The following is a 25,410-nucleotide window of genomic DNA, read 5'->3' on the forward strand; positions in this document are numbered from 1 at the left end:
GGAAAAATACTCATTAACAAAATGCTGCATATCAGCAAGCGGTTTCCATATAATGTCCGGATCGTTGATAATGTCATGACGCAAGGAATGCTCAACAAGACATAAACTAAAAAACAGTATGCTTTTAAAGGCGCTTTTTCATCTTGCCATATCGTGAGCAGAGGGGTAGCGGTCTTTGCCTTTGTTTGCAGAAAGAGAGCTTGTTTTCCTGCCTGGATCCCTTCTTGTACAATAGCAAAAAAATCATTTACAAAGTCAGGTGCACGCATCACTTTTTCTTCCTGCGGATACAGATAAGTTAAGATGCTTTCCTTTGCAACGATCCCCCCTGGCAATGATGCAACACACTCCCAGCTATCGCCAAATCCTAATGGGGCAAATGCAAATGTTGCTTTTTGTGCTGTCTTTGCTAAAAAGCTGTCTTCCCTTTCTCCATTTGGAAAATAAGAAAAACACCATAATGCAACCGTCACCAGCAATACGACACTACAGGCTTTTTTCATATAGTTTATACATTCTTTGCATGCTTTTTTCCCCAATACGCGAATAGATGGCAGCCGATAAGATGGCAGCTCCATCATATAAATATCGTCTTCGCGAAAATAAGGAAACTTGCTCAATATCCACGCACATAAAAAAGCGATCAATAAACCAATTCCATATAATGAAAAAATGACAGCAGCTTCTTTTCCCCGAAAAAAACTGGCACAAAATAATAAATAAACGGGCAGTCTGGCCCCACAAGAGATAAACGGGACCAAAACGGCAGTCAACATTCGCTGTTTTTGCGTTTCCATCGATTTCGTAGCTAGAATACCCGGCACATTACATCCTGCGCCGAGTATAAAAGCTAAAAAAGCTTTCCCGCTTAGATGAAAATAAGACATGATCCGATCGCATAAAAAAGCAATTCGCGCATAGTATCCGCTTTCTTCTAAAAAAGCGATCCAAAAATACAATGTTGCTATCAGCGGCAGAAAACTCAACAGCGTTGCTATGGTCTGCAAGATTCCCTCTGTAAAAAAATCCAAAAAGAATTGCGGGCAATCTTGCAACCAATAACGTACATAGGGTATGAGATAGTCTTGTGCTAAGAAACGTATAAAATCGCTCCATGGCGTGCTTCCTTGAAATACCATTTGTAAAAACAAATAAAAAAACAGAATGCAGCAAGGATACGCTAACAATGGATGCAACAAAATACGGTCGATCCATGAATACACGCTCTTATGTTTCTTCTCTTTCATGACCGCATGCAGGATCTGATCGACCACTTCATCATAACGTGACCACACATCTTCCTGTTCATATCGCTCCTGCCATTGCTTCTCTACGCTTGATAATCCTTCTGTAACCTCTTTTCGAAAATATGCATACAAAGCAGCGTAACGCTGTCTTTCATCGGGAAATACGGTCTTTAAATGTGTATTGACCATCCGTACATGTTCATCCCAGTTTTGCGCAAACAATGGCGGGTAAACAGGGACAGACGAACGCTTTTTTTCTATCAGATCCCATAATGCCTGCCGGTCTTTTTTTTGATATGCACTCATAAAACAAGTGTCCATGCCTATAATAGCCTGCATGCGGTCACAGTCAATCCAAATTCCTTTCCGTATCGCCACATCATAAAAACTGCAAACAACGATCATCGGCAGCTGCAATTCTCTTAGCTGCATGGTCAAACGAAGACTGCGTCTTAAATGCAAACTGTCACAGACGTTTATGATCAAATCTACTTTTTGATTTTTTAAATAAGCAGCGGCGATCCTTCCTTCATCTCTTTTTTCATGCAAAGAATACGTACCGGGCAGATCAATCAAATGATAACAAGTACCACGATAAACAATCTTTGCCTCTTTTTTTTCGACGGTGACACCAGGCCAGTTGCCAACTTTAAATTGTGCATTGGCCAACAAATTGATCCATGCGCTTTTCCCTACATTCGGATTTCCTACAAATGCGACTACACATTCTTTCATAAAAGTTCCACCTCGATCAGTCTGGCATCTTTTCGACGTATGGCTAGTAATGTTTCATCCACTTCAAATAATAATGGATCACGAAACAACGTAGTGCCGTGGTATCGTATAATTGCATTTTTACAAATTCCCATCACAGTCAGCCGCTCTTTTTTTTCCTTTGAATGCTTTAATAATAAGACTCTGGCTGTTTGTTCATTCTTTAGCTGATCTGCATACATTTCATCACCCTTCTAAATTGTAAATAGTCCTAGATTCAAGAATTGTCAGATTTATTTGCATCAATTTTATTCTAAAATAAAAGCATTTTGCATATATATGCAAAACATGTTCAAACCACTCATATGAAAATATATTTCATTTAGAATGAAAATTATTTGCATTTGTATTTCATTTTAATTTCTTTTGCGATATAATAAAAATGTTTTTATGAGGAGGGAATTTAGATGAACGTTTTACAAAGCACTTTGGATCGTGTCATTGCTCGCAATCCAAACGATACGGAATTCATCCAAGCAGTGACGGAAGTTTTCACTTCCCTGGAGCCGGTGGCTGAAAAACATCCGGAATACATTGAAAATGGAATTTTTGACCGCATCGTTGAACCAGAGCGACAGATCATTTTCCGTGTACCTTGGGTAGATGATAATGGCAAGGTACAGGTCAATCGTGGATACCGTGTAGAATTCAATTCTGCAATCGGTCCTTATAAAGGTGGGCTTCGTTTTCATCCATCTGTAAACATCAGCATCATTAAATTTTTGGGATTTGAGCAGATTTTCAAAAACGCCTTGACCACATTGCCAATGGGCGGCGGAAAAGGCGGAAGCGACTTTGACCCAAAAGGAAAAAGCGATGGAGAAGTCATGCGTTTCTGCCAAAGCTTCATGAGCGAACTAGCACGCCATATCGGTCCTGATACAGATGTTCCTGCAGGCGATATCGGTGTAGGCGGACGTGAAATCGGTTATTTGTTTGGTCAATATAAACGTCTGCGCAATGAATTCAGCGGTACCCTAACTGGAAAAGGATTAAAATGGGGCGGATCTTTGGTTCGTACAGAAGCAACTGGATATGGTCTTTGCTACTTTACAGAAGCAATGTTAAAGGAGCATGGTACTTCTTTTGCAGGAAAAACAGTCGTTATCAGCGGAAGCGGCAATGTTGCCATCTACGCATGTGAAAAAGCAACACAATTAGGTGCAAAAGTAGTTGCTCTTTCTGATTCAAATGGTTATGTATATGATCCCAACGGCATTCAATTAGATATTGTCAAAGATATCAAGGAAGTGAAACGCGGCCGTATCAAAGAATATGCACAGCGTGTGGCAGGAGCTCAATATCACGAAGGAAAAGGCATTTGGAGCATTCCTTGTGACATTGCATTGCCTTGTGCTACACAAAATGAATTAAATGGAGAAGATGCCAAGACATTAGCAGAAAATGGTGTCATCGCTGTTTGTGAAGGTGCCAATATGCCATGTACTCCTGAAGCAATCGAAGTGCTGATGGAAAAAGGTATCTGGTATGCCCCTGGCAAAGCCAGCAACGCAGGCGGTGTAGCAACCAGTGGTCTGGAAATGTCACAAAACTCTTTACGTATCTCCTGGACATTTGAAGAAGTAGATGCTCGTTTAAAAGCAATCATGGAAGAAATCTTCAAAACTTGCAGTGAGACAGCAAAAGAATACGGTATGGAAGGCAACTATATGGCCGGTGCAAACATAGCCGGTTTCATCAAAGTTGCAGACAGCATGCTGGCACAAGGTATCGTATAAAAAATAATTATAAATTAACGTGAATAAATGGATGCTTCCTGACAAATACAGGAAAGCATCCATTTTCTTTTCATTTCATTATCCTGATCTGACATTTGGAAGTCACCTTTTGCGGTCGTGGTCACGGCATGCTTTCATCTAAAAAAACTCTCTGCTGTTTTTGTTCAGCAAAGAGTCTTCATATCATTTGTCTATTTTTATATTTCATTTCCAGCAAAAAAATCGAAACCGTACACTATACATTTTCTTCCACGTACATATGACGGCGAATGATCGAACTGATCAATTCTGCTGCCAACTGCGGGTCTTCATTACATACGATGTATTTATAATTGCTTACCATTTTCATTTCATTCTCAGCTTTCGCTAAACGCTGCTGAACGATTTCCTCTGGTTCGCTCCGCCGGCCGCGTATGCGTTTTTCCAGCTCTTCCATGCTCGGGGGGATAATAAAAATCGTTAACGCATCGGGGCATTTTTTTCTTACTTGATCCGCTCCTTGTACCTCAATTTCCAAAAGTACATTTTTTCCTTCTTCTCTCAATTTTTCTACTTGTGCTAACGGTGTTCCATAATAATTTCCGACGAATTCTGCCCACTCTAATAATTCGCCATTGGCAATTGCTTCCTCAAACTTTTCACGGTTGGTAAAAATATAGTCTACCCCATCTTTTTCTCCCTGCCGCGGTTTTCTTGTAGTCATGGAAATCGAATAAGTAAGCCGAAGCCGATCGTCATTCATAAAATATTGACGTACGGTTCCTTTACCGACTCCGCTGGGACCACTAATGATGATCAGCAAACCTTTTTTCATGCATCCATCCTCCCATTTTATTTACTGCATATTTTACCAGTGCATAAACATTCTGTCAAACTTTTTTTCATCTGTGATATAATCAATAAACAAGGAGTGATTATATGGCATTAGACGGCCTTTTACTATACCAGATACAAAAAGATTTACAAGAGATCTTGCCCTGCCGGATCAATAAAATACAAAATATCTCCGATGTAGAACTGCTTTGGACCTTGCGCTCTGCACATCAGACACATCGTTTGCTTATATCCTTGCATAGCACATACAATCGGATTCATCTGACGCAGGCAAACTACACGACATTAGAATCTCCTACAAATTTTGTCATGTTGTTGCGTAAACAAATTGAAGGCGGATTTATTCGGAAAATAGAACAGATCGGATTAGACCGCGTATTAAAAATAGCAATTGAAGCGCGTGATGAATTAGGTGATCTGCACATGCATGATCTCTACGTGGAGTTGATGGGAAAATATGCAAACTTGATCCTGGTCAACGAAGAAGGCATCATAGTAGATGCTTTAAAACGAATCCCGGTCTTTGAAAACAACCAGCGTTTGATCCATCCGGGCGCATATTATACTTTACCAAAACAAGATGAAAGGAAACAAGATCCATTCAACTGCGATACATCAAAATTGGATGATACTCAACCTTACAGTGCACAGCTGCATGGATGTTCCCCTTTATTATCACGTGAGCTGCAATACCGTTTTAAACACGGAGAATCACTGCATGCGATCATGCAGGAATTAACAGAAAGCCACACGCTCTACCTCTACCGAAGAGAAGGAAAGACCCTCTTTCATTGTCTAGCATTAACGCATTTAGGTGAAGCTGATAACCATTTCCCATTAACGGAAGGAATGGATATGCTCTTTTACGAAAAGGAAGAACAAGTACGAATCAAACAGCAAAGCGGCGATATTGCCCGTGTCATTCGCCGCGAACTGACAAAGAACAAAAATAAGCTGCCAAAACTGCTGCAAGCGCTGGATGAAGCAATGGATTGTGATCATTATCGAGAATACGGCGATCTCTTGTTCGCTTACCACTCGCAGATTCAAAAAGAGCCGATAATCACCCTTCCTTCTTTTGAGCGGGAAGAAAATGTGCAGATTCCTATTGACATGCGCTTTGACATCGCACGCAATGCCAACCGCTATTATCAGAAATATCACAAGCAGCGCCGTGCGCAAACGATCTTACAGGAACAGATTCATCTTTGCGAAGAACAAATTCAATATTTCGAACAATTGGATGCCCAGTTAGCGATTGCTTCTGTACCGGATGCCATCGAAATTCGCGAAGAATTAGTCCGCCAAGGACATATGAAACCGAAAAAAGCCGGGATCCACCGTCGTTCAAAAGGCAAACAGATTCCCCACTATACTACGTTCTCTATAGGTGAAACATTGGTATATCTGGGAAAAAACAATTTACAAAATGAGTATCTGACACGTACATTAGCCCGTAAAAATGATCTATGGTTTCATGCAAAGGGATATCATGGCGCCCACGTGATCTGCTGTAACAGCGAACCGGATGAATCTTTATTGCGCATTTGTGCCATGCTGGCTGCCTATTATTCCCAAGGACGTTATTCCAGCAGTGTTCCTGTCGATTATTGCCAGGTACGTCAGTTAAAAAAAGTACCCGGTTCAAAAAGCGGTATGGTAACGATGCAAAGTTATCGAACGATTTACATCGATCCAGATTCAGAAACAATCAGTCAGATTTACAAACAATACCATAAAAACAAAAGGTGATGAAATTGAAAATTTCATCACCTTTTATATTGACTAGCAGCCTCCGCAACCGCTGTCGCAACCGCCGCCGCAAGAAGAGCATCCGCCTTGCTGTGCAGCCATCTGCTGTTCATACACCATCGTATCGATTACCAGACATTCGATTTCCACTTTTGCACCTGCTGGAATATCAGCAACCGCAATGCAGCTGCGTGCAGGATATTGATCATCGAAATAACCAGCATATACTTCATTGAATGCTTGGAAATCTGCCAGATCTTTCAAGAAAACAGTTGTCTTCATGATATGGTCATAACGAAGACCCAGTTCTTCCAAGATCGCACCGATATTTTTCATGACCTGATGTGTCTGTTCTTCAATGCTGTCTCCAGCCAGTTTGCCTGTTTCCGGATCCAGTGGTACCTGTCCTGAAAGATAAACAAAATCACCTAATTTTGTAGCTTGTGAATAAGGACCGATCGCTTTTGGCGCCTTATCTGTTTGTACTTTTTTTACGAATACATTCATATTGATTCCTCCTGTATTTTCCATGCCCGTAGCACTATGTTATTTATTATAAAACTTTCTTTTGAAAATGCAACGATTCTGCATTAATAATCGCCTTGATTATCATCGTTTCCCTTTGCATACACCTCGCGTGGCTTTGATCCGCGCGAAGGTCCGATGATGCCTCTTTCCTCCAGCACATCGATCAAACGGGCTGCACGAGCATAACCGATACTGAATTTTCGTTGAATCAAAGAAGTGCTTGCTTTTTGCGAACGAATCACAAAATCACGAACTTCCTCATATAATGGATCTTCCTGTACTTCACTGGCGGAAGACTTGAATTGCTGATCCACTTCTTCTAAGCGGAAGAACGCATCTTCATAACGCGGTCGTCCTTGTTTTTTACAAAATTCAGTGATTCGCGCAACTTCATGATCATCGACAAATACGCCTTGGATACGTCTTGCGCTGGTTTCTCCTACCGGAAGATACAGCATATCTCCATAACCAAGCAATTTCTCCGCACCCATTTGATCCAAGATGGTACGGGAATCCACTGCACTGGAAACAGCAAAAGCAATGCGCGATGGAATATTGGCTTTGATCACGCCTGTAATGACATCAACGCTGGGACGCTGCGTTGCTACGATCAAATGGATCCCTGCTGCTCGCGCCAACTGCGTAATTCGCTGAATGCTGGCTTCCACTTCTTTTGCGGCAACCAGCATCAGATCGGCAAGCTCATCAATGATTACCACGATGCTAGGCAGCTTCTCATGGCCTTCCTGGGGATGGGCGTCTACATTTGCATTATATGATTGAATATTGCGCACGCCTGCCATAGCAAACATTTCATAACGGTCATCCATCATCTTTACGATGACTTTCAATGCTCGATTTGCTTCTTCACCATCCGTAATCACTGGTCCGATCAAGTGCGGTACTTCATGATAAGGGGTAAATTCTACTTTCTTAGGATCGATCAGCAGCATTTTCACCTCATCAGGTTTTGCACGCATCAAGATCGTGCAGATGATGGAGTTGATACAAACCGATTTCCCGCTTCCAGTTGCTCCGGCAACCAGCAAATGCGGCATTTTATTCAGTTCCCCATAGACGGCGTTCCCCATCAGGTCCATGCCTAAACAAAACAGCAAACGGCGGTCTGCCATGCTTTGCGGTATCGAACGCATCATATCTTTAAAATGAACGGTCGTCTTTTCTTCATTCGGCACTTCAATACCGACGGCACTTTTCCCCGGAATCGGTGCTTCGATACGAATATCTTTAGCGGCCAAAGCCATCTTTATATCATATTGCAGATTGCTGATCTTATTGACTCGCACCCCTAAATCCGGACGCACTTCGAACTTGGTAATGCTCGGTCCGATGTGGGTGCCCACCAGCGTTGCTTTGACACCGAATTGTTCCAAGATATCGATCAGCTGTTTTCCTTTTAATTTCGCAGCTTGCAGATTGGCTGTTGATTTACCCTTTTTTCCTGGTTCATTTAATAAAGAAATCTTGGGAAGCTTATAGTTGCTGTAATCTATATCAAATTTTGAGACAAAATCATCTTTTTTACCAATGATCTCTTCTACGACAGAACGTACTGGTTCCTGTACTGTATCCTGCTGAGGAGAATGATCTGTGCTCATTAAGATATGCACTCCTTCTCCATCATTTTCTACTTTTGGAACATCCAGATGGTCTGATGTTTCTTCAAACAGCTGCGGCTGTTTGAGACGATCCTGATCACTGCCGATATCTACGTTCATAAATAAGCTAGCACGCTGTTCTTTTTTACTGTGCCCTTCCTCGCTGGTATCGTCCGCCCGAATATCCGCCATCTTCGCTTCTTGTTTTTCTTTATGGCGCTGTTCTTTGACAATCTTACGCTGTTCACGTTTTGTTCGTGCTGCCTGTTGATGACTAGCAAAAGAGGCGCTCATCGCCTCTTTTGCAGACTTCATTCGCATAGAAAGGGTTCCGTGAACCGCTAAGGCTGCAGCCATTAAAAACAAAGCTACGACAACGATCTTTGTTCCGGTATAGTCAAACAAAAAGGTACATAAAGAAGTCACGGCAATGCCGATCAATCCGCCTCCTTGTGCGATTTCACCTCGAAAGATCAATGCTGAATTTTTAAGATAATTTGCGAACAACTCACTTCCTATCAGATCTTCTGTTGGAGGAATGCTTGCTAAGATCCCCCAGCCGATCAAAAACAACACGATTGCCAAGACATACTGCATTGGCAGCTGTTTCCACGATTTTCGAAAAATCGCTAATAAAGAGATAAGAATGACCACACCGTAAAAAACACCATACAGCGTTCCGATCAAATACTGTATGACAGAGGTCAACAGACCTCCGACAAAGCCGATCTTCAAGCAGCCGATCACGGCTATGGCAATTGCTGCCAACGCATAAATATAGACAAGGACATCACTTTGCAGTCCACCTTTTTTCTTTTGTGTTTTTCTGCTTTTTGTCTTTGCCATACACTTCCCCCTTTATCAATTTAGAGATTGATTTCCAAAATGACTGGAAGAACCATTGGACGTTTTCCCAGTTTCTTTACCAAATAACGTGTAATACGGTCACGCGCTTCATTGCGGACATCCATGTTATCATAACGTTTTTCTTTGACAGCATCGCGTATGCACTCTTCTAACATCACACCTGCTTCTTTGACTACATTCTCGGCATCTTTCAAATATACGACACCTCTGGTCTGTACATCTGGTCCATTAATGATCTCTTTCGTTTTTGCATTGATTCCGACCGCAACGATCATGACGCCGTCCGTAGACAAAATTTCTCGATCTTTCAAAACAACACCGGTGACGTCCCAGTTTTCTTTTCCATCGATCATCGTATCGGTCAACGGCAGATGTTCAGCAGTGCTTTTGATCTCGCCGTCTTCAAATTCTGCTACCTGTCCATTATCCAAAACCAAAATATTGTTGCTTGCATTGCCCATATCCATGGCCAAAGTGGCGTTCATATATAAATGACGATATTCTCCTTTGACCGGAATATAATATTTCGGCTTGAACAAATACAACATCATTTTTAGATCTTCCCTGCTTGGATGCATAGAAAGTACCTGACGAGAATCTAATGTAAAAATCTTGCCGCCCTCTTTATAAATTTCATTTTCCATGGAATTTGCTTCCATTTGCGTACCGCTGACGATCGGAGAAGCAATGATGATCGTATCCGTGTTGCGGAATTGAACAACCGGATCTTCTTTGTTGGCAATGTTATTCATCGTACGGAACAAATTCTTTCCTTGTCCGCTGATGATCACCAATACATCTTCCATAGCATTATTAAAGTTCTTTCGATCGATCAATAATTCACGAGGAACACGATAGTATTTCATTTCTTCCATCAACTTTAAAACATGCAACAGCGCATCATCATGAATATAGATCTTTTTATGAAATTTGATGGCAATATCCAATATTTCTTGAATTCGAAACAAGCTTTGGAAATAGGTAGAAATCAAGATTCTTCCCTCTAAATGCGTCTCGATGATCGGTTCGATCAGATTGGTAATACGATGATTAGGTGAAGTATGTCCATTTCTTTCCACGCCCTGTGACTCGCACATCAATGCCAGGACACCTTTTTTTCCAAATTCGCTCAATACGTTAAGATCGCAGTTATATTCATTCTGCATCATATCGTAATCAATGATAAATTCTCCCGTATAAACAATATACCCTTGATCTGTTTCAATAGCGATACCGTAATTATCCGGAAAAGAATGCGTCATCGGAAAAGAATGAATCTTCACACCATCGATGCGAATCGTGTCTTTTCTTTTTATGCGGTGCACTTTGGCATTGCGCACGCCTTCCTTTTTTAATAATTCACGGATCATCAACGCCGTCATCCCGCCGGTATAGACAGGTGCATTGATCTGTTTGAGCAGATATGGCAATGCGGCATCCACATCATCGTGTGCATGCGTAATAAAGATTCCTTTCACCCGCTCTTTATTCTGAATCAAATAGGTAAAATCAGGAATGATAAATTCCACTCCCAATGTTTCGCTGTCAGGATATTTCAGACCCGCTTCAATTACAAAAATTTTATCATCGACTTCCACGACGAGCATATTCTTCCCATCTTCATCGAGTCCGCCCAACGCAAAAATACGAACTTTACTCATAATTATCCTCCATTATCTTATTGTGCATAATTTATCTTGATCGTATCGTCCAGATACTTTCAATTATTATAAAACCTACACACATTATACTTCAAAGCAGAAGAAAAAGCCATCAATCAACGGCTTCTCTTCTAGATTTATTTATTTTCTTCCTTCAGCAGTTCTCCATGCAGGGACCATGTACGTGCCTGCGTAATTTTTACTTTGACGATATCTCCGCTCTGTACGCCCTCTCCCGTAAAATTGACCAGTTTATTCGTATCTGTATAACCGCTGTAAGCAGATTCATTTTTCTTGCTAGGTCCATCTACCAATACATCTACGATCTTGCCTTCATATTTCTTGTTTTTTTCAAGTGCATAGGCATTCCAGCGCTCATTCAATCGCGTTAAGCGTTTCTGTTTTACTTCCATAGGCACATTATCTTCCATCTGTGCTGCCGGCGTGCCTTCTCGCGGAGAATAGATGAAAGTAAAAGCATTGTCAAACTTGCAATAATCCACGATATCCATCGTATGTTCAAACTGTTCATCGCTCTCATTTGGAAAACCGACGATGATATCAGTAGAAACGGCACAATTGGGAATGCGCGCCATGATCTTATCAAACAAAGTTTTATACTCTTCTATCGTGTAACGGCGGCCCATGATCTTCAAGATATCGCTGTCGCCCGACTGCACAGGCAGATGAATGAAAGGCATGATATTATCATAGGTTGCGATCACTTCAATCATTTCATCGCTGAAATCCCAAGGATGTGAGGTCGTAAAACGAATGCGGTCAATGCCGGTTTTAGCCGTTTCTGCCAGCAAACGGGCAAAACCGCCTTCGATGCCTAGATCTTTTCCATATGCATTCACATTTTGTCCAAGCAATGTGATCTCACGATACCCCTCTTGTTTTAATGTGCGCACTTCATCCAGGATATCTTCTATCTGCCGGCTGCGTTCCTTTCCACGCGTATACGGGACAATGCAATACGTACAGAATTTATCACATCCATACATGATATTGACCCAAGCTTTATGTTTTCCAAAACGATGTACTGGAAGATTTTCAATGACATCGCCTTCTTTTGAATAAACTTCCACACATTTTTCATGTCCGATCATGACTTTATAAAGAAGTTCCGGCAAACGATGAAGATTATGGGTACCAAAAATCAAATTGACATGGCGATAAGTCGTTAATAACGTAGATACAATGCTTTCTTCTTGAGCCATACAGCCGCAAACACCGATCACAAGATCTTCTCTATTCTGTGCCAATTGTTTGAAATGACCAATTTCTCCTAAAACTTTATCCTCTGCATTTTTTCGAACAGCACATGTGTTCATCAAGATCAGATCCGCTTTTGCGACATCTTTCGTAGGCGTAAACTGCAGATCTTCCAGAATACCGGCAAGTGTTTCAGAATCACGCTCATTTGCTTGACAGCCGTATGTACGCAAATAATAATATTTTCCTCGTCCAATTCCCTGACATTGAGCTGGAATCGTAAATAACGCTCTTTCTATCTTACTGTCTTGATGTGTACGTTTTTGTGCTTCACGCAAATTTGGAAGTACCCATCCAGGCTGTTGTTTCATCATCTATCTTACCTCCATAAAAGACGGTCCAATAACCTTAAAAAAACCAAGCAGAATGCTCGGTTTACTGAGAAATTGCAGATACTGGGCAAGTTGATACGCAAGTGCCACAGTCGATGCAAGTACCCTCATCGCAAGTTGATTTACCCTCATCATCCATAGATAATGCAGATACCGGGCAAACACCAACGCAAGCACCACATCCGATGCAAGTATCTCTATCAATAGTTACAGCCATCTTTTGTTTCCTCCTTTACAACCGAAATTATTATAGCATTATCGATATGCAAAATCAACCGAAATGTATAGAGGAGTACTGAACTGCAAAATGTACCTTTTCTTACTCATGCTGCATCGGTCTTCTTTTCTGCGTTCATTTCTTGATTCAACCGTTCATTCACATCACGTTTCAATAATGTGTAGATGATCGAGCAAATCGGAATAAATACGATCATACCAATGATTCCCATCAAAGAACCGCCGATGGAAATAGCCACGATCACATAAAGTGCAGGCAGACCGACTGAATTGCCGACTACATGGGGATAAATCAAGTTTCCTTCTACTTGCTGGATGACAATGACCATAATGATGAAGTAAATAGCCTGCATTGGATCCACCATTGCAATAAATAACGCAGAGACCAAGCAGCCGAAAAAAGCGCCAAACATCGGAACCAAAGCAGTGACCCCGACGATCACCCCGCCTAAGAAAGCATACTGGATTTTTAAAATAATACCGCCGATCGTGACCAGAGAACCCAAGATCAGACATTCTGTACAAGAACCGCCGATATAATTCGTAAATGTTGTTTTGGTCAGATCCAGGACATACATCGTCTTCTTGTAGATTCTTTCATTGGTGTATACACGAAGCAGCTTTTTCCCGCCAATGATCAAACGCTCTTTATTAAACAGAGTTAAAATGGCGAATACAAAAGATACAATTGAAGTTACCGCCAAAGAAACGGTCGTAGATATCAGATTGACCGTAGTGGCAAAGATATTACCGGCACCTCCGCTTAATAACCAGCTGGATAAACTAGCTAGCATTTCATCATAATTCAAGTCAGTTAATCCAGCAATGCTGGAGCTTTCGGCAATGGCCTGCAATTTTGGATTATCCTGTGCCATTTTATTGAACCAGTTTACAAAATCATTTGCCGCAGATGGCAATTGCATGATAATGTTTTCAATAGATGCCGAAATATGCGGTATGACGACAAACAGAAAACAAATGATGACGACAAAAAATATCAACAAGGAACCGATTACCGCGATCCAACGTTTGATGCTTGCCCTTAATGAAGTAAACTTCAACAGATCTTCAATCTTGTTCACCAGAATATTCAAGACAAATGCAAATGCACCGCCAATCAGAAAAGGTGTAAAAACGGATAAGATTCGCATGATGATCGCCCATATCAGCGAAATATTTTGCAAACCAAAATAAATGATCAGACCAAATACGATCAAGTTGCGATACATTTTCATTTTTTCTCTATAATTCATGTCGGGTCGCATGGAATCCCTCCTCGCACTAAGGGAATACTAACATATTTTTTTACTTTCTTCAACCAATAACATTTGCTGCATTTTAGCAAGGACACCTTTAACAAACAGAAATGATGGATAATAAAAACCGTCCTGTTCTAAAGAACAAGACGGCAAACTATATGCTTTATCCTTTATCAAGATCTATACCAAATAAGTATTCCATCTCGGCATCAGAAGGATTAGACTTCGATGATCTTCATCGTGTTAGTAGCGCCGCAGCCAGTTGGATAACCGGCAACAACGATGATCGTTTCACCTTTATGAATGCCGTAGCTCATTGCGATATTTCTTGCTAAAGAAGCTTCATTTTCGCGTGTATTTACAGTATCTGAGCAAATAGCAGTTACGCCCCAGTTTGCAGCCAATGAACGTTGTGTGCGCTCATCAAAAGTCACTGCCAGAATCGGTGCCTGCGGACGGAATTTTGCAATGCGGCGAGCAGTTGTACCGCTTTGTGTAAATGCGATGATACCTGCTACATTCAACGCTGCAGATGTATCTGCAACAGAAATTCCGATTGCATCATTTTTCGTGCGTCGGCAAGATTTGATTGCTTTTTTCAAACGATCCTGATACGGAATGATCGGTTCAATTGCTTTTGCAATTTTTACCATAGTAGCCACGGCTTCTACTGGATATAAACCTGCAGCAGATTCGCCTGACAACATGATGGCATCCGTTCCATCCAAAATCGCATTTGCTACGTCGCTGGCTTCTGCACGTGTAGGACGTGGATTTCCTTGCATGCTTTCCAGCATATGCGTTGCTGTTACGACTGGTTTGCCCATTTCATTTGCTACAGCAATAATACGTTTTTGATAAATTGGTACCAATTCTAATGAAACATCGACACCTAAATCACCACGAGCGACCATGACGCCATCCGCAACTTCCAAGATCTCACGTAAGTTATCGAAACCTTCCTGATTTTCAATCTTTGGAAGAATCTGGATGTCTTCGCGGCCTTCTTCGATCAAGATACGGCGAATAGCAAGTACATCTTCTTTACGACGAGTAAAGCTTGCCGCGATATAATCCACACCTTGACGACAACCGAAGCGAATATCTGCATCATCTTTTTCTGAAATGAATGGCATGCTTAATTTGACACCAGGTACATTACATCCTTTGCGGCTCTTCAATGTATGCGGATTTTCCACACGGCATTTTAATACGCCATCGCCTTTTTCCAAAATGGTAACACGCATTTTACCATCATCCATCAGGATAGTACCGCCAACTTCAACATCATCGAACACTTCCGGACATTGAATATGGAATCTATCATGTGTACCTAATACTTTTTCACGCACGATCGTAACGATTTCACCTTTTTCGTACGTTTCCTGTTTATTTTCAAAATCACCTAAACGAATTTCCGGGCCCTTTGTATCCAATAAGATGGCAATGCTCTTGCCAGTTTCTTTTACGACCTCGCGAATTGTTTTGATACGATTGCCTTGTTCTTCATAATCACCATGTGAAAAATTCAGACGAATGATATCCATACCTGTTTCTACCAGTTTCCGCATCATTTCCTTGCTTTCTGAAGCTGGACCAATTGTACAGATGATTTTTGTTTTTCTATCCATATAGCCTTATCCTTTCCAATAACCTTTTTTATACTAATCTTTCGAACAGATTCTGCAACGGCTTGCGTGACGTACGTGGCATGACCAGAGCTTCCTGAATCGGAACAGAAACGATCTGATTCTCACGAATGCTGATACATTGCCCACCAATTCCCTGCATTAAAAGATCGACAGCTTTTTCTCCCATACGGGATGCCAAGATTCGATCGGAAGGAGTTGGTGCACCTCCTCGCTGAACATGACCCAGTATAGTGGCTCTTCCAGAAAAACCAGTATTTAAGCTGACCTTTTTGGCAAACTGGTGCACGTCCGTTATCTTTTCAGAGATTACGACGATCGCATGGCGTTTTTTCTTGATCAGATCCAAGTCACGTAAGCGTTCCAATACTTCGCTTTCTTCAAATCCAGTATCGCTTGTAATTACAATTTCTGCACCGCAAGCAATACCTGACCATAAAGCTAGATCTCCACAACGGTTACCCATGACCTCTACGATTGAGCAACGATGATGTGAATTGGATGTATCGCGCAATTTATCGATTGCTTCTACGATCGTTGTCAATGCTGTATCAAACCCAATGGTATAATCCGTACAAACGATATCATTATCAATCGTACCAGGAAGTCCGATACAATTGATGCCCATTTCTGTTAAAGCTAAAGCTCCACGATAAGAACCATCGCCGCCAATAACGACAACTGCTTCGATTCCTCGTTTTTTCAATTGTGTAACAGCTTTGCTGCGAACTTCAACATCTTTAAATTCTGGCAGTCTGGCAGATCCTAAAATCGTCCCGCCTCGGTCAATGATCTCGCCTACACTGGCTTTTGTCAAAGGTTCGATATAGCCTTCAACCATTCCTTTGTATCCATCATAGATACCAAAGACTTCAATACCGCTGTTCAAAGCAACGCGTGTGACGGCACGGATAGCTGCATTCATTCCCGGAGCATCGCCGCCGGAAGTTAAAACACCAATACGTTTCACCATATAACTTTCCTCCATTCACGAACATAATCATAGCACTATGTTCCGCTTTATTTCAAGAAAAAATTACCTTCTTGAACGCCCTTTTAAATTTTTTTCTTCACTAAGCGCTTTCACTCTTTCAAGCAAGCGTAAAGCAGCAACAGGTTCACTGTTTTTTGTGGCAGAAGCACGATATCGATCTTGTAATTCCTGCATCGTATAGTTGCTTGTAAAATAGGTTAAACGGTGTGCATTCATACGGGCATCCAGCAACGGCAGCAAGATATCATCCCTTGACCATGCAGTGACGCTTTCGCCTCCGATATCATCAAATACAACAACATCGGCATGCACGATCTTAGCCAACAATGATTCCATAGCTTCATTATCCTGAAACAGTCGTTTCAAAGAAGAAACCAGGTGGGCAACATTGACAAAAGCACAGTGTTTCTTTTGTCTTGCAAAATAGTTGGTAATGCCGATGCAGAGATACGTCTTTCCTACTCCCGGAGGACCGCTTAGATAGATTCCTCTGTTGAGATCCTCCTTTTGCAGATGCGAGATCACATGCAATACGACATCGCGGTATTCTTTGGTCTCGCCCTGCAACGGCAGGGTCGTCAGGTCAATCCGCAGGTCCGTACGCGAAAAATCCATTACGTCATAATATTTTTCGTGCCTATTGGCAAGCCGTTCATCTTTATAATATGTACATGGTTTTGATCCATACATCAAAACCCCGTCATATGACAAATCCAAATAATGGCCTGCCGGTTGAAATTGACAAAATGCAAGTCCCGCACAATTTGCACAGATATTTTTTGTTTGGATCCATTGTTGAAAGGTTCCACTATGCTGTTCAACAAACGCAGCATCTAATTGATGCTCTTTTAAAAATGAAAGCACTCTTTCATCTTGTAATAAATTGGTGATCCATGTTTGCTTTTTTGCCTTGGCTTCCTCACTCAATTCAAAGTCAAATGCCAATTTTTCCATTTTATCACCTCATCTCTTTTTTATCGCTCGTTTGTTTTTCTTTTAATTTCTGCTGCAGATCCAATAATGTTTGATCATCAATTTCTTCTACAGCATCATCCTCTACTTGTGCATACCAATCCGGAAGTTCTTTTTCTTTCTTCACTGTGGTCTTTGCCTGTTTATATTCTGACTCTGCCTGCTTTTTCGCCTTTTCAAGTGTGTCGATACCTTTACGAGCCCAGCTGGAGGCTACTTTTTCCACATAAGCACGGGCAAAAGTCTGATTGCTTTGCCTTAATACATATTCGATCAGCACATTGACTACTTCTTTTGGCAAATGATAATCAATCAGTAATGATTCGATCAAACGAGAATCACTCTCACTGACGGGAATATTCGGCTGCAAGTTTTTAAAGAATTGAACAGGCGGAGCCTGATATGGATCTTTGTATTCCATTTCGATATTTCTGCCTTTTGCTCTTACCTTCTTTTTTAACAGTTCGCTGTTAAATTCTTTGGTACGCGGATTCACGCACTGATTGACTAATTTGCGCATATCCATTTCATTGATGCCATGCACGCTAGCCAATTCCCCGATCAATGCCAAATTCTCTTTTGTCTGCAGCTGTACAGGAAAGCGGCGTTCAAACCCTTTCAAAAAACGTCCATAATCAAAATGGATCGCTTGTTTTTCCTGTTCGCTTTGCGTTGGACGAAGTCCGATAAATGCTTCAGAAGATGTCTGCAGCCATTGTGCATCTTCCAATGAAAAAGCAGTGGTCAGTTCTACAAGATCCTGTGTATTGATACGGTCTTTGGCAAAATACAATTTTGCATATTCATAAGCATCTTTCCCATACGCATGCAAATACAGCCGGCCATATACCTCATGGCGTAAAAATGCATTTCCGCTTTTCGGCAGAGCCACGCGGTATAAATACTCGTTTGTTTTTGGATCAAGGTACGATCTTAGCAAAAGATAGCGTTCTAAAGTCTGACGTTCTTTTTCAAAACGTTCGATGCTCATATGCAGCAGCTTACAGATCAAGATATGATTTTTGATCGGACGGCGCGCCTGGGCTAAAGCAGAAAGCAGCAAATACAGCTGTGCCGCCGCTGGACCGATCAATGGAGCATATAACAATTGAAAAGACTGCATGCTTTCTTCATCCAATGATACGCTCATCTCTAAGCGGCAGTTATCTTCGGCTTTCATCCTTTCCCTCACCTACTTTTGCCAATTGCTGAAGAACACTGTTTCTCAGTGCTTCTTTATCAGCATCATTGTATAACACGACATCACATAAAGCAATTTTTTCTTTTTGCGGCAATTGTGCAGAAAGACGCCGCAAAGCTTCTTTCTCATCAACACCTCTGCCTGCTTTCAACCGCTGCAATAATAACTCTTCCTTACAGGCAACGACCCATGTTTCATCAAAAGCAGTTTGCCATCCAATTTCAAACAGCAGCGGCACTTCAGCAACCGCAATAGAAGATGAGCAGGCATCCATTTGTTTCTCTAATTTCTTTTTTATGAGGGGATGCAGGATCTGTTCGATCTGCTGTTTTTCGCCTATTTCAAACATAAGGTCACTCATCGCTTTTTTATCAATTTCTCCATCTGCTTTTAAAATACGATTCCCATATCGTTCAACCAGCGCCTGATATCCTTTATTTCCTTTTTCTAGCAGTGTACGGTTGATCGCATCACAATCAAAGACCGGGATCTGCATCTCTTTTAAGATCTGGATGACGCTGGATTTACCAGCTCCCATCACGCCAGTCAGACCGATCTTCTTCACCTTTTTTTCTGACATTTTGCACAATAATAGGTGCCTCTTCCTCCTACAACGATCTTTCTGATCGGTTGTTGACAAATCGGGCATCTTTCTCCTTTCTTTGCATGGACACGCAACTGCAGCTGAAATCGTCCATCCACTCCCAAAGATGAAGTATAACTTCGAATGGTCGTTCCTCCTGCTCGAATTGCTCCATTTAAAATTCTGCGCATCTCTATGATCCAACGTTCAAAATCTTTCTTCCGCATCCTGCAAACACGGGTCTGCGGATGAAGTCCTAAAGCAAAACAGATTTCATCTGCATAGATATTTCCCACACCGGCAACTACGCTTTGATCCAGCAGCGCCTGTTTTAACGTTATATTTCGATGATGCAGGCGTTGATAAAGCCAGTTTGCTGTCAGTCTTTCATCAAAGGCATCAAAGCCGATTTTTTGAAAGCAGGGATAATCATGCAGATCTTCTTCATGCGCATACACATACATGCGTCCAAATTTTCTTGTATCGTGATAGCGAAGTTCTCTTCCATCATTTAAGTGAAAGATGACATGTACATGTTTTTGATCATACGGTTCCTGCGGCATTTGTAAATAAAATTTACCTTCCATGCGCAAATGGGCGATCCACATCACATCTCCGCAATCAAAACACAGGAATTTTCCTAATCGCCGGTAGCCTTGGATCTGATGATTTCTTAACTGATTTCGAAAGTTTTCCGTATCACCATCGATAATATTTTCCCAAAAGATCTCAATATCTTCTATCACAGGATTCCCCATTTGGTAAGCCAACGTATCCAATACGGTCTGTACTTCAGGCAGTTCTGGCATAGGATCACCTACTTTGCTTCATACCAAGTCTTGCCGAATGTCGCGTTTGCAACCAAAGGAACTTTTAATTGCATGACATTCTGCATGCCCTCTTCTACGATCTGCAGCATTTTTTCTTTTTCCTCCAGCAAGACATCAAAGATCAATTCATCATGGATCTGCAGGATCATTTTAGAACGTACCTGTTCTTCTTTCATGCGGCGCTCGATCTCGATCATCGCTAATTTTATAAGATCTGCCGCACTTCCCTGGATCGGCGCGTTCATTGCGGCCCGTTTGCCAAATTCACGCATCATATAGTTTTTGTCATTGATCTCCGGTATATAGCGGCGGCGTCCAAACATGGTCTTGACATATCCATGTTCTTCGCAGAAAGCAATCGTTCCATTCATAAATGCATGGATCTTTGGATAAGAAGCAAAATATTTTTCAATAAAACTATGTGCCTCTTTCCGCGTAATGCCCAGCTGCTCACTCAAACCATAATCCGATTGTCCATAGACAATACCAAAATTAACGGTTTTGGCACTGCGGCGCATAGAAGCATCTACTTCATCCTGTTTGACATCAAAGATCTGCATTGCTGTTTTTGTATGGATATCGATACCATGATTAAATGCATCGATCATCTGTGTCTCATCTGCCATATGCGCCAACATCCTTAATTCGATCTGCGAATAATCGGCAGAAAGGAAGATATGTCCCTCTTGTGCTACAAATGCTTTACGAATTTCACGTCCTTCTTCATCCCGCACGCTGATATTTTGCAAATTTGGTTCACTGCTTGACAAGCGGCCTGTTTGCGCCAGCGCTTGATTAAAGATCGTATGGATCTTATGATCCGATGTAATATGTTTTTTCAATCCCTGTACATAAGTAGAATACAATTTTGCATATTTTCGATATTCCAACAAGCAAGGGATGATCGGGTGTACATCTTTTAATTTTTCTAACACTTCCACAGCAGTACTGCGCTTTTTGCCTGCTTTTAATCCTAATTCATCAAACAAGATATTGGCCAGCTGCTTAGGTGAATTGATATTGAATTGCATGCCCGCATAAGTATATACTTTTTGAGCATATTCTTCCATTTTTTGACTTGTTACTTCGCCAATCTGATCCAATACGTCTTCACTGATGCATACCCCTTCTTTTTCCATTTCAAACAGGATATGTGATAAAGGCATTTCTAACCGGGTAAACAGTTCCCATAGATCTTGTTCTTGCAGCTGCTGTTTCATCTCTGATAGGATACGTGAATAACCTTGCAACTGTGCTTGCATATGCTGCAACTGCTGATTGAAATCCGGCAAGATGCTTTTCCCTTTTTTTCCATAAACGGCATCGATCGTAAGCGGCATTGCTATTTGATAGTGATCTAAAAAACGTTCATAGCTCGTGATCGAGCTATCTAACAGAAAAGCTCCCAACATCAGATCAAACGCAAATTCACTGCAAGGAATCTCATTTCTAGCACAAATATGATAGAACTCTTTTGCATTGAATGTCGTCTTTGTTTTGTTGGTGGCAAGATAAGACAACAATTGTGTATCCTTTTTAGCATCCTCATAGGAAATATAGACAAGCTGATCTGCATAAGATAATGCAAAACCATACAATTGCTTTTGCGTATAATGCGCATTATCATAATCAGCTAATATGATCGTATTCTCCTGTTCCAGATCTCCCTCAATATGATCCACGCATATGATCTTTTTCTCTTCCTTCACAATGACATCGCTTTGCTGTAAAAATGATTTCATCTCATACTTTTGATAAAATGCATTTACTTTTTCATCCATGCCATGAAAAGCGACATCCTCTAATGTATAAGGAATCGGCTCATCGATACGGATCGTTGCTAAAAATTTAGACATCATGGCACTGTCTTTTCCATCTTCCAGCTTTTCTTTCAGCTTTCCTTTGATCTCATCGACATGTGCATAAACGCCGTCTACACTGTGATAACTGCTTAACAGCTTTAATGCCGTTTTCTCTCCGATTCCTTTTACACCTGGAATATTGTCTGCACTGTCTCCCATCAATGCTTTTAGATCGATGATCTGTTTCGGCTGCAGACCGTACTGTTCCATCAGCGCTTGCCGGTCCATGCGCTGCATCTCGCTGATTCCTTTTTTCATCAGCAGCACATCTGTCGTATCATCGATCAGCTGCAATAAATCACGATCGCTCGTCAAGATCGTCGTATGAACTTCTGGATGTGCTTTAGCAAACGAACCAATGATATCATCAGCTTCAATTCCTTCACACTCATAACGGGCAATTCCGCAAGCATCCAAAAATTCGCGTGCAATCGGAAATTGTACGATCAGCTCCTGATCCAGCTCTTTCCGTGTTCCTTTATAATCTGTAAATGTTTCATGTCGAAAAGTTGGTTTCCCTGCATCCCAGGCCACCATGATGCCATCCGGGGCAATCTCCTGCAGCGCTTTTTGAAACATCGTGACAAAGCCGAAGATCGCATTTGTAGGGATCCCATTGCTTGTCTTCATCATCCGTCCGTATACGGTTGCGTAATATGCCCGAAAAAGCATAGAATTTCCATCTAATAAAAGCAGTTTTTCCATCTATTCAACACCCTGCAAGCATCATTGCAGGTTCTCCTTTCTTTTAGATTCTATTTTAACACATTTCTATCTTCTTTTTTACTAAGAAAGCTCTCCTGTTGTAAAACAAGGTTTTTCCCATCAAAAAAGGCAAGACAGGGCTTGCCTATATTTCTCATTGTCCATCCGCAATGCTTTGCAACACTGCCAGATTTTCCTGCATCATCGATAGATAATCCAGTCCTCTTTGCTTTTGTGCATCAGTCAAGGAAGAAATATTATACAGAGGCACCGGTATCAATCCTAATTCATTGATCAACTGCAAGCGAAGATCGATCATATCCTGGGGCAGGTTGCTTTCAATTGCCATATAACGAACATTATTTTCTATCAATGACTCTTTCATGATGGAAAGCTGTTCTTCATCAGGCAGCACCCCATATCGCGACAAACAGATCGGATAGATATTGATCCCATATGCATCTTGCAAATGACCAAAGTTTGGCGTCATCACCGCAATGGAAACATTGCTTCCTTTCAATTCTTGATATTGTGCATCCAAAGAGGAAAGATTGTATTCCAAATGTGCATAGTTTTTATTAAATTCTTCCTGATAAGCTGGATAACGTTCGCATAAGTAATCAAGGACACAGCTTGCCATCCCATTCATGGTGATCGCGTCCATCCAGAATGTAGGATCTGTATAGTACGTATCGATCGTACGAAAAGCACTTCCCTCATAATAAGAAGATGTCGTCTTTGATTCTACGCCATTATTGATCTTGATCGTTACTCTTTGAAAAGGAAAACTGCCTAATTGATCTGTGATATTCACCTTATCCAACGCTGCTGAACTGATTTCATCCGAATAAATTTCATAATACGATTCTAAAGGTGCAATATAGATCAAAGCATCGCTTTCTTTCAGCAACTGTTTGTAATCCTCTGCGATACCAGCTCGCTGGATGAGGGTATTTTCGCTCAACAACTGGCAGCTGATTCGATTGCCCACAATCTGTTCCACTAAATACTGCAAAGGGTAACAAGTCACTAAAACTTGATACTGTGTTCTTTGGCAGCCAGTTAAAAAAGGAAACATGAGCAATATTGACAGCAATATCTTTCGAAGTTTCATCCAACTCACCTCGCTGCTATTATAGCATACTTCCCTTGCCGTTTTTTATCTCACTTTCTACTTTTCCCTTAATATTTGTTTCAGCCATTCCCGCTCATGAAGCATTCCCTTTGATCCTATCAGATAATTTGTCCGCATTCGATATAGATCTTGTTGATGATGCAGACAAGGACGGCCATCAAACGGATGGTCCAAACGATACTGATAGAAATGCAAACGATCGATCAACCGCTGCATATTTTGTTTTATGATCTGTACCAGCAGGATTGCCAAAGTAAACATGCCCGCAGGATTGCTCATCCATCCCATTGCCAGTACGATTCCAATATCCATGATTGACAAATGATAAGCATATCGCTGTGCTTTTCCGTATGGAAATATCAAATGTAAAAAGCCAAAGAGAATCCGGGCCCCGTCTAATGGATAGATCGGCAGCAAGTTAAACAATACGATCGATTGATTTAACCATTGCAAGTAATCAGAAAATGCAACAGAGATCCAGCCAAGCCGCACCAATGCTGCAAACACAAAGGGATATAGTACATGCATACAAGGACCTGCAAGAAAAATGAATAGCTCCTGATACACATTTCCATAGCCAATGTCCGATATCTGCGCACAAAATCCGAAAGGAAATATATCGATATGTGACAGGGTATAGCCATATTTAAGAGCAGCACAGATATGGGCGCACTCATGCAGAGACATCATCAGGAATATGGAAACAATGATTTTCCAGATCCCTTGATACCAAGTAAAAAAAAGCATGATGACCCAAAAAGGCCACAGCCGCAGGCGAATCATGCTTCTACTTCCTCAAGCTTCACTTCATTTCCATCTAAATAACAATGAATCTCTACATACTCTTGATAAGTACCGATCACACTGCCTTCTTTTATACGTTCTTGTGTTTCTACTTGTACTTCTTGCAGATGCTCGATATTGACCAAAGTTCCATTGTCTAACAGCAAGGAAACACAATAGGTATCATTTTGCATTTCGATATGCCGAATCATCCCGGTAAAAGGGGCAACAGCTTGATTCGTATCATTTTGATAACGATGTTCCCCTATTGCTTGATAAGATGTCATGGTCGTTACGCTTTGCGTTTCTTCATTTTTGAACCAGGATTCAAAAGGCAGAAATGAACTCCACTGCAAGCTTTGTACATAATCCCAGGCATGTACGGCAAAAGGCAGCTGCATCTTATTTCCAATCATCAATGACAAACCAAGCACGCACACCAGCATCAATGCCAATATCAGATGATTAAATACACCGACAATGCGATATTTCGGCTCTTTATTATGATTTTTTTGAATTCGCCGACGAATTCGATCAATATCCCGCATGAATTTCACCTCATTCGTTAC

The 25,410-nt window shown here is 41.3% G+C and carries 21 protein-coding genes; 2 read left to right on the forward strand and 19 right to left on the reverse strand.

The features are described 5' to 3' along the window. Together feoB and BQ9859_RS07960 are read right to left on the reverse strand one after the other, a co-directional pair. Positions 1-1,982, reverse strand: a 1,982-nt coding sequence (feoB, locus tag BQ9859_RS07955) for a ferrous iron transport protein B (protein ID WP_075877678.1), incomplete at its 3' end; no start/stop codon positions are given. Next, positions 1,979-2,203, reverse strand: a complete 225-nt coding sequence (locus BQ9859_RS07960; protein ID WP_075877679.1) for a FeoA family protein — start codon at positions 2,201-2,203, stop codon at positions 1,979-1,981. The genes feoB and BQ9859_RS07960, both read right to left, overlap by 4 nt. 225 nt (positions 2,204-2,428) lie before the next feature. Here BQ9859_RS07960 and gdhA point away from each other — a divergent pair, with 225 nt between their 5' ends. After that, complete coding sequence (gene gdhA, locus BQ9859_RS07965) at positions 2,429-3,760, forward strand: NADP-specific glutamate dehydrogenase (protein WP_075877680.1); 1,332 nt, start codon at positions 2,429-2,431, stop codon at positions 3,758-3,760. 235 nt (positions 3,761-3,995) lie between these two features. Here the strand turns inward: gdhA and gmk are convergent, their stop codons facing one another. Then, positions 3,996-4,574 (reverse strand): guanylate kinase, encoded by a 579-nt coding sequence (gmk, locus tag BQ9859_RS07970; RefSeq protein WP_075877681.1) that lies wholly within the window; start codon positions 4,572-4,574, stop codon positions 3,996-3,998. A 104-nt stretch (positions 4,575-4,678) separates the two neighbouring features. Here gmk and BQ9859_RS07975 point away from each other — a divergent pair, with 104 nt between their 5' ends. Beyond that, positions 4,679-6,346: an Rqc2 family fibronectin-binding protein gene (locus tag BQ9859_RS07975; protein ID WP_075877682.1), complete on the forward strand. Its 1,668-nt coding sequence runs from the start codon at positions 4,679-4,681 to the stop codon at positions 6,344-6,346. A 33-nt stretch (positions 6,347-6,379) separates the two neighbouring features. Here the strand turns inward: BQ9859_RS07975 and BQ9859_RS07980 are convergent, their stop codons facing one another. From BQ9859_RS07980 to BQ9859_RS08055, 16 genes are all read right to left on the reverse strand, one after another. Then, positions 6,380-6,853 carry a RidA family protein gene (locus BQ9859_RS07980; RefSeq protein ID WP_075877683.1) on the reverse strand — a complete coding sequence of 158 codons (474 nt, stop codon included), beginning with the start codon at positions 6,851-6,853 and terminating at the stop codon, positions 6,380-6,382. An 83-nt stretch (positions 6,854-6,936) separates the two neighbouring features. Beyond that, a complete protein-coding gene (locus BQ9859_RS07985; RefSeq protein WP_075877684.1) occupies positions 6,937-9,339 on the reverse strand; it encodes a DNA translocase FtsK in 2,403 nt (800 codons plus the stop codon). A 20-nt stretch (positions 9,340-9,359) separates the two neighbouring features. Beyond that, positions 9,360-11,021 carry a ribonuclease J gene (locus BQ9859_RS07990; protein ID WP_075877685.1) on the reverse strand — a complete coding sequence of 554 codons (1,662 nt, stop codon included), beginning with the start codon at positions 11,019-11,021 and terminating at the stop codon, positions 9,360-9,362. Positions 11,022-11,158: 137 nt separating this feature from the next. Beyond that, complete coding sequence (gene miaB / locus BQ9859_RS07995; protein ID WP_075878029.1) at positions 11,159-12,610, reverse strand: tRNA (N6-isopentenyl adenosine(37)-C2)-methylthiotransferase MiaB; 1,452 nt, start codon at positions 12,608-12,610, stop codon at positions 11,159-11,161. Between the two features lie 64 nt (positions 12,611-12,674). Continuing rightward, positions 12,675-12,848: a 4Fe-4S binding protein gene (locus BQ9859_RS08000; protein ID WP_075877686.1), complete on the reverse strand. Its 174-nt coding sequence runs from the start codon at positions 12,846-12,848 to the stop codon at positions 12,675-12,677. 106 nt (positions 12,849-12,954) lie between these two features. Continuing rightward, positions 12,955-14,133 (reverse strand): AI-2E family transporter, encoded by a 1,179-nt coding sequence (locus BQ9859_RS08005; protein ID WP_083662786.1) that lies wholly within the window; start codon positions 14,131-14,133, stop codon positions 12,955-12,957. Between the two features lie 212 nt (positions 14,134-14,345). After that, on the reverse strand, positions 14,346-15,758 hold the full coding sequence (pyk, locus tag BQ9859_RS08010) for a pyruvate kinase (RefSeq protein WP_075877687.1): 1,413 nt from the start codon (positions 15,756-15,758) through the stop codon (positions 14,346-14,348). A 28-nt stretch (positions 15,759-15,786) separates the two neighbouring features. Then, positions 15,787-16,749 carry a 6-phosphofructokinase gene (gene pfkA / locus BQ9859_RS08015; protein ID WP_075877688.1) on the reverse strand — a complete coding sequence of 321 codons (963 nt, stop codon included), beginning with the start codon at positions 16,747-16,749 and terminating at the stop codon, positions 15,787-15,789. A 63-nt stretch (positions 16,750-16,812) separates the two neighbouring features. Then, positions 16,813-17,724, reverse strand: a complete 912-nt coding sequence (locus BQ9859_RS08020) for an ATP-binding protein (protein ID WP_075877689.1) — start codon at positions 17,722-17,724, stop codon at positions 16,813-16,815. Between the two features lie 4 nt (positions 17,725-17,728). After that, complete coding sequence (locus BQ9859_RS08025) at positions 17,729-18,922, reverse strand: DnaD domain protein (RefSeq protein WP_075877690.1); 1,194 nt, start codon at positions 18,920-18,922, stop codon at positions 17,729-17,731. Further along, positions 18,906-19,508 (reverse strand): dephospho-CoA kinase, encoded by a 603-nt coding sequence (gene coaE, locus BQ9859_RS08030; protein WP_075878031.1) that lies wholly within the window; start codon positions 19,506-19,508, stop codon positions 18,906-18,908. The genes BQ9859_RS08025 and coaE overlap by 17 nt, the downstream gene beginning before the upstream one ends. Further along, positions 19,505-20,335, reverse strand: a complete 831-nt coding sequence (mutM, locus tag BQ9859_RS08035; RefSeq protein WP_075877691.1) for a bifunctional DNA-formamidopyrimidine glycosylase/DNA-(apurinic or apyrimidinic site) lyase — start codon at positions 20,333-20,335, stop codon at positions 19,505-19,507. Before mutM ends, coaE begins: the two co-directional genes overlap by 4 nt. 8 nt (positions 20,336-20,343) lie before the next feature. Then, positions 20,344-22,923 carry a DNA polymerase I gene (polA, locus tag BQ9859_RS08040; protein ID WP_075877692.1) on the reverse strand — a complete coding sequence of 860 codons (2,580 nt, stop codon included), beginning with the start codon at positions 22,921-22,923 and terminating at the stop codon, positions 20,344-20,346. Positions 22,924-23,077: 154 nt separating this feature from the next. Continuing rightward, entirely contained in the window at positions 23,078-24,037 is a 960-nt protein-coding gene (locus tag BQ9859_RS08045; RefSeq protein WP_075877693.1) for a metal ABC transporter substrate-binding protein, read from the reverse strand. Between the two features lie 57 nt (positions 24,038-24,094). Further along, positions 24,095-24,841, reverse strand: a complete 747-nt coding sequence (locus tag BQ9859_RS08050; protein ID WP_075877694.1) for a site-2 protease family protein — start codon at positions 24,839-24,841, stop codon at positions 24,095-24,097. Next, complete coding sequence (locus tag BQ9859_RS08055) at positions 24,838-25,389, reverse strand: hypothetical protein (protein ID WP_075877695.1); 552 nt, start codon at positions 25,387-25,389, stop codon at positions 24,838-24,840. The genes BQ9859_RS08050 and BQ9859_RS08055 overlap by 4 nt, the downstream gene beginning before the upstream one ends. Positions 25,390-25,410 lie beyond the last annotated feature (21 nt).

Source organism: Merdibacter massiliensis (genome assembly GCF_900155395.1).
GTDB lineage: Bacteria > Bacillota_I > Bacilli_A > Erysipelotrichales > Erysipelotrichaceae > Merdibacter > Merdibacter massiliensis.